This window comes from Bacteroides sp. AM54-2NS (assembly GCF_003602935.1).
GTDB lineage: Bacteria > Bacteroidota > Bacteroidia > Bacteroidales > Bacteroidaceae > Bacteroides > Bacteroides xylanisolvens.
This window is the reverse complement of record NZ_QTMZ01000010.1, coordinates 58,396-71,564: the sequence shown is the minus strand read 5'-3', so window position 1 is coordinate 71,564 and position 13,169 is coordinate 58,396. Positions and strand designations below refer to the sequence as shown.

At 41.6% G+C, this 13,169-nt stretch carries 9 protein-coding genes; all 9 read left to right on the top strand.

The features are described from left to right. Positions 1–13: 13 nt before the first annotated feature. Positions 14–2,086, top strand: a complete 2,073-nt coding sequence (locus DXA05_RS08700) for a fimbrillin family protein (protein ID WP_072067765.1) — start codon at positions 14–16, stop codon at positions 2,084–2,086. A gap of 13 nt (positions 2,087–2,099) precedes the next feature. Then, the gene (locus DXA05_RS08695) at positions 2,100–2,990 is read left to right on the top strand and encodes a fimbrillin family protein (protein WP_072067764.1); all 891 of its coding nucleotides are present in this window, start codon (positions 2,100–2,102) and stop codon (positions 2,988–2,990) included. Between the two features lie 26 nt (positions 2,991–3,016). Next, complete coding sequence (locus tag DXA05_RS08690) at positions 3,017–4,606, top strand: fimbrillin family protein (RefSeq protein ID WP_128859056.1); 1,590 nt, start codon at positions 3,017–3,019, stop codon at positions 4,604–4,606. Beyond that, a complete protein-coding gene (locus DXA05_RS08685; RefSeq protein WP_128859055.1) occupies positions 4,582–5,022 on the top strand; it encodes a GLUG motif-containing protein in 441 nt (146 codons plus the stop codon). The genes DXA05_RS08690 and DXA05_RS08685 overlap by 25 nt, the downstream gene beginning before the upstream one ends. Before the next feature lie 121 nt (positions 5,023–5,143). Further along, positions 5,144–6,049, top strand: a complete 906-nt coding sequence (locus DXA05_RS08680) for a hypothetical protein (RefSeq protein ID WP_072067762.1) — start codon at positions 5,144–5,146, stop codon at positions 6,047–6,049. Positions 6,050–6,068: 19 nt separating this feature from the next. Next, positions 6,069–7,430, top strand: coding sequence for a hypothetical protein (locus tag DXA05_RS08675; protein WP_128859054.1), 1,362 nt, complete (start codon positions 6,069–6,071; stop codon positions 7,428–7,430). Next, positions 7,391–8,353 (top strand): PQQ-binding-like beta-propeller repeat protein, encoded by a 963-nt coding sequence (locus DXA05_RS08670; protein WP_128859053.1) that lies wholly within the window; start codon positions 7,391–7,393, stop codon positions 8,351–8,353. Before DXA05_RS08675 ends, DXA05_RS08670 begins: the two co-directional genes overlap by 40 nt. A gap of 60 nt (positions 8,354–8,413) precedes the next feature. After that, complete coding sequence (locus DXA05_RS08665) at positions 8,414–10,282, top strand: hypothetical protein (protein WP_128859052.1); 1,869 nt, start codon at positions 8,414–8,416, stop codon at positions 10,280–10,282. A 130-nt stretch (positions 10,283–10,412) separates the two neighbouring features. Then, positions 10,413–13,127 carry a hypothetical protein gene (locus DXA05_RS08660; protein ID WP_128859051.1) on the top strand — a complete coding sequence of 905 codons (2,715 nt, stop codon included), beginning with the start codon at positions 10,413–10,415 and terminating at the stop codon, positions 13,125–13,127. Positions 13,128–13,169 lie beyond the last annotated feature (42 nt).

The following is a 13,169-nucleotide window of genomic DNA, read 5'->3' as shown; positions in this document are numbered from 1 at the left end:
AAATTGAAATAATATGAAAATGAAATATATATCATGGCTTTCTATATTGTCAGTTTTGGCTCTTTCTGGATGCGAAGACGGAATGGAGAGGGCAGCGGAAATAGGCGACTCTGTGTGTGTCCTTGCTTCGAGAGCAGGAGTGGATGCTTCGGTATGGGAGGATGACACCAGTATGAAGGTGAGAAACTATACGGTGACGGACGATAATGGTGAAGCAAGAGAGGATGTGTTCACTTTCGGTGGTGGCAGCTGGACACCAGGTAAGCCGGGGAAATATGAAAGGGTGCTGGAGTGGAACGGGAACTCCACGATAGACCTTGTGGCTTATATCGAGAAGACGGGAACCGGATTTGACAAGGTGGAATTGCAGGCAGGTGATGATGACGCTGTAGAGCAGAAAGCGAACAATCTTGATGGTTTTGATTATCTGTACTCCATAAACTATGGTCTGGAGAAGCCGGCGGACGGAAAGCTGTCGTTGGAGTTCGGCCATGTGATGTCGAAGATAGTGATTAATGTGAAAGGCAGGGACTTGTCATCGGTTGAGCACGTCATGTTAAAGTCGCCTCGAGTGATGACATTCGATGGTGAACAGTGGACGCCGGACGTAGAGGATAAGGTGGATATAAGGTTGCCGTACGAAGGCAGCAGTAGCTTTGTGGCTTATGTCGTTCCGCACGTGTGGGTGCGTCCGGAGGTGTCGCTGTATATGGTCGGTGAAACGGATGAACCTAAGTTGGCGAAGTATAGGAATGATATCGTGCTGGAGGTCGGTAAGGAGTATTCGCTTTCGATAGACCTGAATACGGGCGACCTGAGCATCAGTTTCGACAGTAGTGTGGATGTGAAGGAATGGGGTGGCGAAACGCAACAGGAGGCTGTGGTCATTCCGAAGTGGAGCGGAAAGGTGGCTGAATCTTTTGCCGGTGGCTCCGGTACAGAGGAGAACCCGTATCTGATAAGTAATGGGGAGCAGCTGGCGCTGATGGCTCAGGAGGTGAACAAACACCCGAATTCCGGCTCTAATGTTTTGGAATATAATGGAATATTCTTCAGGCTTACCTCTGATATCGACCTTGATAATAAGGAATGGATGCCTATAGGGAACGGAATTTCTAAAGGGAAGTTTGCCGGAAGTTTCGATGGCGATGGTCATCGGATTTATAATCTGAAGGTGCATGACGAGTCTGGCAAGATGTATATCGGCTTGTTCGGCGACAGCAGGCCATCTGCAGAAACTTACATCAAGAATCTGACAATAGTGAATCCTGATTTATATTCAAATAATACAACTGCTTCGAATGTATCGGCTGTGGTAGGATATGCTCATCAGAATCTGACAATTGAAAATTGTAAGGTTATTGGCGGTAAAATAGAAGGAGGAAAGAATGCCGGGGCGATAATGGGAAACGGTCAGGTGGCGAATATTGTCATAAAGAATTGCGAGGTGACTGATATGGAAGTAAGAACAGGTGCAAATATAGGTGCAAATACAGGTGGAATAGTTGGGCTTATAAATAACAATCTCAAGGTTATTGCCTGCAGTTTTGATGGTAAAATATCCGGTTCGTCAGGCATTTTGGGAGGGATTGTTGGTGCGACAAACAATAAATCCAATTCCGTAATATTTCAGAATATATTGGGCTGTTATTCTAATGTGGATTATGATGTAAGCGGACCAGCTAAATTTGGTGGCATAGTAGGTACAAATAAATTCGCCAATATCCGGGGCTGTTATTCTGTGTTGCGGAATATAGGTGTGGCGGATACAAAATCTGTCTTGGGAGGCATAATAGGAGAGTTTACAAAGAGTACGATGCAGGATGGTGCTTCGAATATCTCAAGCTCTATTATCAAATCTTTCTCTGTGTCGGAACTGAATGCAATTGGGAATAATGTCTCCGAGCCTGAAAATCTGAATATGGACGATAGTGAAGTGCCGGTTCTTATGAAAGTGGATGCCATTGGCGAGGAAGAGGTGAATATGATGAATGCGGCTTTGGAGGAGGACGGTCTGGAGTATGTGGCTTCGGAAGACGGGTTTTTCCCTTATGTTATTAGTAATATAAGAAATGTAGAAGAATAAAAAATGAAATAATATGGACAACTTAAGATACACAATAGTTGCATTGTTGGGGCTGGGTATGGCAGCGTGTACTGACAACGTGACGGAAACGGACAATGCGCAAGAATATGGGGCGTCTGCAAGAAATATTCAGGTGTCTGTCTTGACAAAGGGTATGTCGAGAACTGAGACAGGCGAGCCTTTTAGCAACAGTTTCTATCTCTATATCGACCAGACGGGCACGGAGAATGACTATTTTGTGAAGATGAAGTATAATACTGAAGTGGGTGGTGGATGGACAGTTGATGGAAATGAGCAGGAGCTACTGCTGATAGACAGTCCCGAAAACTTCAGATTCTCGGCTATGTGTTTTCAGGATGATGGGACTGCGATTACGTTAGATGAATATTGCAGTGCGGAACATGTGTACTTGGGCGGCAAGGATATTCTTTATGCAAAGAGTGGGGATGATGGCTGCAGTATCGATAATGAAGGCAGGTTGAAGATTTCGTTCTCTCATCTGTTCAGCAAGTTGAGTTTCTCTTTTGAGAAGGAAGGCTCTGCAGGTGGCGGAGAGACTTCTGAAGGAGGAATTTCGGAAGGAACATTGCCGGAGAGTATTGTAGCTTCAGGCATCAGTAATAAATTCACATGGACTGCATCGACAGGGGATTTCTCTACGGCTGTGCTGTCCTACGAGGAGGGGGATGCAGTGATTACGATTCTGAAGGATGCAGAAGGAAAGTACACCTGTTTTGCTGTTCCGCAAGAAGTGGAAACTGTGAAACTGGAGCTGGGAGTGGCTTCGAGCAGCTATCTGAATGGTCTGAAACTCGAGTCCGGCAAGGCTGTGAACGTAATGCTTAAGAATCATGGAAGTGCGTCCGGGGGTGAGACTGAGATTTCTGCTGTCCCTGGCGAGTAATGGTTAACTTTTAAAATATGAGTTTTATGAAAACAGGAAATATAAGTGTGGCATTGGGGTTGTCGGTACTGTCTGTGCTTTACTCTTGCAATAACGAAAGATTTATAGACGAAACATCTGGGGAAATCAGGCAGATTGCCGTGTCACGAAATGGAGAGAATGGAGAGTGGGCAGAGGGCACGAAGCTTTTTATCCATCACGGGACTGAAACATACGGATATGAGTATAAGAGTTTGTGGAGCGCAACGGATCCTGACAAGAAACTAAGTATTGATAATGAAGAAACGTATTCTGCATATATTGTAAATCCCGATGGAAAGAATACGGCTACGGGTATTTCACTGACCGGTGAGGGTGCAGCTTCTGGCGGTGGTACTGACGGTGGTGCTATTGGTGATGGTACTCCTGACGGGAACAGTGGTGCTGACGGTATTAGTGACGGTGAAACACCTGAAGAAGTGGATATGTCTTCTGCCGAGAAACTGTATTCGTTCGATTTCTTATATTCTGACAATAAGACAGCGGAGGTGGTGAACGACGTGCTGAAAGTAAACCTCGATCATGCTCTCTCGAAGATTATTATAAAGATAGGCAATACGGAGGGAAATACAATCACTAAGGCTGTACTGAAATCAAAGTCGGGAATGACGCGCACTGGTTGGAATGAAGATTGGTCGGCAACAGGAGAGAACATTGATATCAACGCTTATTATGATTCTGAAAAGTCGACTGTCACTGCTTATGTCATCCCGCAAGCGAGTTATCAGAACAGTGTCGTACTGACGCTTTCGGATGGCTCGGAAGTATCGGCAAAAAGCTCATCTTCCAAGGATTTGGTTTCGGGAAAGGAATATATCTACAATCTCTCTTTCTCTCAAATGACGGCTTCGTTTACCGGCGAAATCACCGTAAAGGACTGGACAACGGAGAACGGCGGCAGTGCGAACCTGATTAATGTGTGGGACGGAGTAACGGTTTCTGCAAGTCTGGAAGGAAACGGGACGGAGAGTGAGCCGTATCTGATAAAGTCGGGGGCGGATTTGGCTTTTGTGAGAAAAGCTATTAACGAAAAAAAACCGGATGGGGTTAATTTGTGGAATAAATTTATCCGCCTGAAGAAAGATATCGATTTGGGAGGCCATGAATGGATTCCTATAGGTACATCAGAAAATGGCTTTAGCTTTACATTTGATGGTGGAAACCATACTGTAAAGAATTTTAAGGTAAGTGGAAACGGAGAATATCATGGTGGATTGTTTTTCGGAGTGCAGAATGAGAGAGCCTTAGTTTCTAATCTGATAATAGAAAACGCCATAATATATTCTTCACCTGATAACAATGGTAAGGTATTTCATGCCGGAACTTTGGCCGGCTATTATGGGAACGGACGTATCAGCAACTGTATTGCAAGAAACTGTACTGTCATGTGTCACAATGGGAGTACTGGGTCCAGCGGTGGTCTTATCGGCAGCCTTTCTATCAACAGCGGCTTACTTACTCTTGAAAACTGTCATGTAGAAAATTGTAAGATTACAAGTGCTAAACACAGCGGTGGAATAGTGGGGTCTTTGGAAAACGGAAAGTTGATTGCTTGCAGTGCTCTTCGATCGAAGTAAATGGAACAAATGCCGGTGGAATATCGGGACAAGCATATAAATCTGATTCTGAGATAATAGGTTGTTATGCATCAGGCAAGATATCTGCCTCGACTTATGCCGGTGGAATTTCCGGTGTGGCAAGAGGTAAAATGATCGGATGCTATTCTGCCGGTATCGAGCAACTGTCTTCTGATAAAAATAATAGTGTCGGAACTTTGATAGGAAGGTATATTATAGAGAATAAGACCGGAGACAAGTATGTATCAGAAAACAGTTTTTCCTATTATTATAATCCTGATGGGACTGGAGATATAGGCTGCATAGCTTTGCATTCCACTAAAGCCAATACGTCACCTATAACTGAAAGTGAATTGCAGTTGGGAGAGGAAGTATCTGCCATAACGGAGTTACAGACGAAAAGATTACCGCCATGAATGCAGCAATTGCAGAGTCTGGTTATGAGTATGTGAAATCAGAAGACAATCCAGTCTTCCCATATATAATAAGTAAGAAGGAAGTGTCAGAGATAGAATAATAAACATAAATTCAGAGAGTATGAAAACAAAATCGATTATATATTCAGCTGCTGTGCTTTCGGTGGCTTTTGTATCGTGTCAGAAGGAAACTGTAAAGCAGGACAATGCGGACTGCGCCATAGTTGCATCATTTGATATAAATAATATTGAAAGTCGCGCGGACGCTTCGGAACTGTCTGACTTCTATTTATATATAGACCAGCCGGTGGGAACAGACTATTATGTAGTGTTAAGCAAAGGTGATGGTAGCGAATGGAAGGCATATCAGTGTGACGTAAGTGGAAATATAACAACTACGGAACAGACTGTTTTACTGACGGATGATGTGGCCAATATAAAGGCTGTGGCATTCGATATCGAGGATATGGTTGTGACAAAGGAGCAATGCTTGTCTTCAGTTCCTCTTTCGAGAGAGTCTTCTGTTTCTCCGGACAATGCTTTTAATAAGGATATCATCTATGCTTCCACATCTGAAGTGGACGTACAGCAGGATGGAAACGTGGGGGATGAAACAGGCACGCCGGCTGATAACAGCGGAATAATAACGATTAGTGCCGAAGGTGTGATTACCATCAGCATGGAGCATCTCTTAGGTAAATTTTCAGTAGAGTGTCCGGGATTGCCGGAGGAGAATAGTATCACCGCTCTGTCATTGTCGTCCGCAAAGGTTATTCAGTCATGGAAGCCTTCAGTGAACGAATTTGTTCTGAGCGATGAAGCTGTGGAGGTGGATTTGAATATTGAAAGCAAATCTTTTTATCTTCATCCTCAGACGATAGAGAATGCTGTAGTGGAGATGACTGTTTCGGCTTCCGAACTGACTGTTTCGGACGGAACGGACGTAAGCGAGGAGATATACTCGGCTTCGCTCGGTACGGTAGTGATTAAAAGGAATGTGGAAAGCAAATTCACTCTAAATTATTAATCCTTATTGATATCTATACATGAAATCACATCTTATATTAGCAACATTACTTATGATGGGGATGTCTGCATGCAACAGATACTCCCCTTCGTGGGAAGAAGATGCGGACGGAACGAAGCAGGAATCTCTGCAATCGGTTTTGGGAATACCGGACATCATTGGTACGGAGATAGACAATGCGGCTCTGCTACGCAGTGTGACGGACAGCTACTGCATGGTGAGCGACGAGAATAAGGACCAGTCGGCTCTGCTGCAGAAGGCTATCGACGATATGGCCGGACAGGGGGGCGGCAATCTGCTCATTCCTGCCGGGACGTACTGCTTTGCCGAAGTTTATATGAAATCGGGGGTACATATTCTGGTACATAAGGATGCTGTACTCAAACCATATTGGGGAGAGAAAACGAAAAATGTTATCATGTTGTATTTTACCTCGAAGAATGATTCTGAAAACTCATTTATACACGACTGCAGCATCAGCGGACTTAACGGTGAACAATATACAGTAGATTACTCTCATTTTACTCCTGATCCTGGTGATGATTTTCCGCCAACAATGCCTGTGCGATTTGCATTATGCAGGATGGTGAAGAATTTTAAGATTGCTGATGCACATATTCTTGACCACTATACAAAATATTGTGGAATTATTTTCGTAGGAGCCGACGCAGAGGATGTACATTCATGGCACATCTCGCGTCCCACAAACGGTTTGATAAATAATTGTACAATTGAAAATGCCAGTCAGGGATATGGGTTGTGCCAGCTCCATGCCGCACGAAATATCTTGTTTCGCGACTTGAAAGCCAAGGGAGGTGTTACTCTTCGTCTTGAGTCGCATGCGGGTAATAATGTTGGTGTATATGACATTTACGGATATAATATACATAATGAGTATGGAAGAGCTGCTGTCCTGTTTTCCCCTCATACATCGCACAACGGTAAGGTCCTTGTAGAGAATGTTACAGCTTTGAGTTCGGCATCAGCTGTAGATATCAGGAGCGGCTTTATAGATAAAGATTCGCAAAATAATCCTTATGCAGAAATAGGTACATACAGTTCGGATAGTAAGGTGCATAATGTGGCTTGTAAATATGGAAAAGAGGCACAGATAGAAGCAAAAGATGTGTGGATTTACGAACCTGATATGTATCAGTATATTTTGAGAATTCAGAAGGATGAAGCTTATTCGCAGGTAGAGGGACCGTCGTTTGCGCCGGTTTTAGATTCTACAGGTGATTATTATGATGTTTCGATATCTGAATTAAAGTCAGAGGGCTTTCCTTATCATGAGAATAAAATTCTTTATAAAGAAGATATTAAAAGAAATCCAAAAGATACATGGAAGATAGCAGAGGGTATTCCTGCATTCCAAAAATAAAACAATTTAATGTGGAAGAGATAATGAGAAAGAAGTTTTTATTTATGACGCTGTTTGTGAGCGCTATGCCTTTGTCTGTATTGGCTGGCAATATTAGTTCGATAGACACAAAGGTCAATACTGTGATGAAAGTCCGTGTGGCCAAACAAGGGAATGATAATATAATTATCGGTTCGGATTATAACGGAGTTGTTCTTGCTTCCGATTATAGCGGTAATATCTTATGGAGGACTGACGTTGGAAACGGAACTATGAACCATGATTTATGGTGTGATGATATTGATGCAGATGGTAAACAGGAGGTTTTTGCGGCTAATGCAAACGGTAGTATAGTTTGTCTTGATTTAAAAGGTAATATAAGATGGACATTTACCCCATATGATGGTGTGCACCGCACTCCTATGTATTCTGTTTGTGTGGTTAAAAGCAACAATAAACCATATGTCGTATGTGGTGATTTCTCTACAGACTGTTATTATCTTGACGCTTTGACTGGAAAACTTGTTCAAAAACTGCCAAGCAAGAATTATTCAAAAGCAAAAGTCTTTAAGATAGACAAGAAATACAACTTTCAGCATATAGCAAATTTTCTTAGGCCGATTCCTTTGGATAAAGGGAATGATTTATTGTTAATGCATGGGTCGAATAATCATATGCAGTCTTCTGGAGAGTTTTATGTAATTGAACCTCTGAAAAATAAAGTTCTATCTCATGTCGTAAAACCATTGAAACAGAGGGGGACTATTGGCGATGTCCGTGTGGTAGATCCGGACGGTGATGGTACTTATGAAGTGATATTTGGTTCATCTGTATTAAATGGTAATGAGTTTGGAAGAATTGAATTCTCAAATTCTTATACTGAAGCAAAACTGTTTCATATCCTATTCAACAAAAAAATGTTGGGAAAGTATCTTATAGGGTGAACCAACTTTATATTATATGAAAATTCGGGATACGATTATGGGGTATTGTCGTCTAATGCAATGGTTTTTTTCTCTTCTGAAGGGTACTCGAAACAAGTAAAGGATAAACTCCTCACAACTTTTGCATACAATGATATGTGGCAGGATGATAAAGGCAATATCATTCTTGCAAGTTGTCAGGACGGTGGTAGTTGCATCCATATTATCAATACCGGAAAATCTTCATGGAAATATGACTATGAGGAATTGATGCCTCAGGGAAATATACAACGGATTATGGACTACACTAAATTGATAAGAAAGAATTTGAAGAACTTTAAGAAACCTGATTGGCTGCGAGAACCTGTTTGTGTGACCGGATTTGAAGGTACAAAAGATCCTATATTCCAAGAACTTGATGATTCTAAATCCCTCGTCCTTTTAGGCTCGCCATGGAATAGGGGACATAATCAGGAACCTTCGTGGAGATTACCACTTTATGAAGGAAACAGATATCTTAATTCAAGGGACAGAAGAAACAAGTATGACCGTTCAGCAAAGGAAATAGTTGATTATTTCACTCCGTCGTATGATGGAGTGAAAGGTATTTCAACGTGGGCAGGCCATGGGAATGATCCGTTGTATTATTCTCTTGACGTGCTTAAGGAAATTGCATCGTATGGATATGAGCATGATGGGAAAAAGACCATATACATATATCCGGAAATGAACCATACAGATAAGGATTTTGGGTTCGTAATGAAAAATCAGGTTTATCCGCTGGTGGAATTTATGGGTACCATAAAGTCTAACGTGGCTTTCCGTGCAAAGAATGTATTCTGGCAAGGACAGGTTTATACTAAAGATTGGGAGCCGGTCGTTTCAGGTAAATATGCAGCCGAAGTCATTCCTATCCTGGAAGAAACAACTGACAAGACGCAGGATTTGAGTATAGCCGGACGTATGGGGCTATGGACAGCCGGAAGTGTTGACGGATGGGGGGTACGCTGTTCGCGCGATGATCCAAGTTTCGACCGTTCGCGACAATTCTCGTCACAAAAGCTTTCTAATCATGTACTGAGGAAGACGGTCTACAGTCTTGCGTGTGGTGCAAATTATATTCATAATTCGGCTGAATCAGATACAGAAGAACTGGAATATCATGCGAGCCTTGCATACGAATTGCTTGCAAAAGAAGCTTTGTATGTCCCTAAAAGAAATGAAATACTAAGTTTCTCTCCAGTTCATTTAAGCATGTATAAACCTCAAGAAATCTATCTGCAAGAAGGGGAAGACCATAAATGGTGGATATATTTTGACAAAAACAGAGAAGAAACGCAACCTAAGGTATTCAGCCATATGAATGCTTCATGGCTTGGTGGTACTCTTACTCCTTGGGATTTTTCAACTTATGCTTCAGGCGTAATTGACAGACGACAGAATATAATTCCACCATATCCTAATGGTATGGTACTCATAACTCCGGTTCAGAATAATGCTTTGAGAGAGAATAATTCAGTTAGAGGCAATCTGGCCGACAATTTGCATCCTTTCTACAAATCCATATTGAAGGAGTATATAACAGACGGAGTGGATTATCTTTCAGCGGACGGCAAACAGCGTTACAAGGCTGACGAATTTTATAAACAAATAAAAAAAGATATAGAAGAAGGTGCGAAGAAACTTCCGGTATTGGTAAAAGGAGAGAAGACCGGTTGGGTAGTAGCTCAGGTTTCACCTACGCATTTACGACTGACCTTGGTTGACGGAGGCTACCTGGCACCGATGGACAGAAAGGTTAAAGTGATGTTGAACAATCTCTCGGTGAAGAAAGTCTGTGACATACTTGATGGGATTTCGTATAACATTACAGATAATTCATTTGATGTGACTGTTCCGTGCGGAATGTTCAGATTTATAGATATCGAGCTGCAAAAGCCATTTATGTAAACTTTAGTGTAGCTAATTCAATTCATATATTTTCAAACTTTGCGCTACAAAGTTTGTCTCATAGCAAACAGCCGATGAACACTTGGTGAACGTTTAGTAAACGGCATTATAATCTTTAAAATCTTTATTTATGGTTTGGTTAAACAATAAGTCAAAACAAATAGCATTATGTCTGGTGTTGTCTGTGTCTGTGGTAATTCCATTAAGTGGTGCTCCCAAAAATATAGTGCCACAGACAGGAGCAATACGTAACTGCGTGCGTGCCGTAGTTAGCGGAGAAGAAATGGTATATATATCAGAAGAAAACGGAACAGTTTCATTGAACAATCTTGCCGGCAAGACTTTGTGGCGAAATATGTCGGACAATCCTGCTGTAATGTTTGAAATCATAGCACATGACTTAGACGGAGATAAACAGGATGATTTGTTAGGTGTAAGTGGAAATGGTTCTGTATATGCATGGAAGTCTGACGGTAAACTTTTATGGAAGTTTACCACCCCTGAGATATCCCGTCTTTCGGAAATAGCCGTAGTAGGCGAAGACGATGAAACGAGAATTTTTGCAGGAGGTAATAATTTCAAAATATATGAGTTGGATTCAAACGGAAATCTCTTGTCTTTTATCCCTATTAAAGGAACAGTCCGTATTCTTGATGCAGGATACTTTGTTCAGAATGGTAAGAAAGATTTGTTCGTTCTTACATACAGTCATGACAAATTCAGGTCTGAATATATGGGGTTTATAGATTCTGTAACAAAAAAAGAGTACCGCAGTTCTTCGATATCCAAATTTGTGAAGAACAGTACGATGATAACCGACAATACCGTGGCGGATATTGACAACGATGGAAAAGATGATGTTATACTGTTCGGTGCGTCTGAAACAGCAGAGGTTGTGGCTTTTAATGCCGATTTCAGAAAACTACTAAAATTCTCAGGTAGTAAAGACAAGCAGAGATATGCTCATACCAAAGGAACTGTATTGTCTCCACTAACGAACGAAATAGTTTTTCAGTATGGAGGTATCAGATATCTTATCGACTTCAAAGGAAAACTGTTGGAAAAATACGGAGAGAGAAATAAAGGTGTTATTTTCAATAATTTGGTATTTATGCCAGACAGTAAAATGTTGCTTGGTGCCGGTCAAGTGAGTGGTGACAATACCCTTTATGTTTTTAATCTCGGAAAATCGGGATGGATGTCTGCAAGTCATGAGTATGACGGCCTTTATGCCGAAGTAAGGGATAATCTTAACAAACTATATCATCAGGCTCTTAATTTCAAACTTCCAGCCTATCAGAAAAAGAAGGAAAAACCTTTTATTTCGCTTGGACTTGACGGTAATAAAGCAGGCAGAAAAGATGTATGGCTCAAAGGTTTCGTTTTGGATGAAGAACTTGAAAAACTTAATGGTGGAAATCTTCTCATGGTATCTACGGGAGTAACTTTCAGTGAGTCTACATCAAGGGACGACCTTGTAGCTGCTATAGGAAAAGATGCCTTGAAAAAGGATAAAAGGATGAAATACAATATGACTCCTGACGAAATAGTGGAATGGGCACGCCGTCAAGAAGAGAAAGGGGAACCTTTCCAAATGTGGGTAGGACATGGCAATGACCCTTTCTATGTAAGGATAAACACACTTGAAAAGATACTTGAGGTTGCGCCTAAAACCTGTTATGGATTTATCTACGCCGAGATGAACGGCACCAGTGACCCGAGAATAAAATATTTTGTAGATGAATATATTCCGAGGATTGCAACTGCCATACGCAAGAATAACTCGCCTACAAAAGTTTATTTCAGATATAAAAATATGTTCTGGGCAGGTGATGCTCACGAAGAACTATGGAGTAGAGTATTCTTTTCAGGCAAATATAGTGATATAATCGTTCCATCTGCCGAAGATACCAACAACCGTCTTCAGGATTTGAACTTTACAGGAAGAGTCGGTATGTATCTTAGCGGATATGTAGGCGACTACTCCATGCGTCTTGTAGATGACAATCCCACCTCTTGGCGTCCATTGTCTCCTGGAGGACAGACATCTGTATCACCATATTTGCGTAATGCGGCGCTCATGGCGGCTTATGGCTGTAGTCATGGTGTGCTGTTCCCAATTCAGTATCTCGAATGGCCTGGGTATAACATCTTTTTTGCACTTATAAAATCCGGTCTTATTCCAATGTTAAACCGCGATGAAATACTGTCTGTCAATTCATGGCATCTGGTAAAAGATATAGATGTGGAATATCTTGAGAGAGTCAACAATTCGGGACACAATCTTACTCTTTACAGAACTTCTGACGATGATGCGGTTGTAGGAAAAGCCGGAGTACACTGGTGTGGAACATCTGTAACTGACTACGACTATTCTAAATTATCGTTAGGAGTAGATTATAGATGGTTGAATTTCATTCCACCAATGCCTTACGGTATAGTTCCCATTACTTCGTATGATTATGAGGATAAAATAAAGAAATCAGATGAAAAATATGTAGTAAGCGACTTGCATCATGGAATAGTGAATGGAAAGAAAATCCCTGCAAGAGAGTTCGGAGATATTATGTTGGCTACAGTTAAAGAATGTGCTAAAAAACTTCCAATTACTGTAGAAGGTGCTTCGTGGAGTTTGTATAAAATAGACGCCACCCACTCAAGGCTTTTGCTGATAGATCCGGGTTATGTTTCGCCTTCAAAGGTAAAAGCAAAAGTAACGCTTCAGAATACTAAACCTCGTAAGGCTATAGATGTCCTCACCGGAGAAAAGATAAAAATCGACCAAAACAATGTAACTATAGATGTTCCTGCCGGTTCTATGAGATTTATAGATTTTGAGTATTAACGATAATAATTGACCTGGTGGTATCCCAATCTTGATCACCAG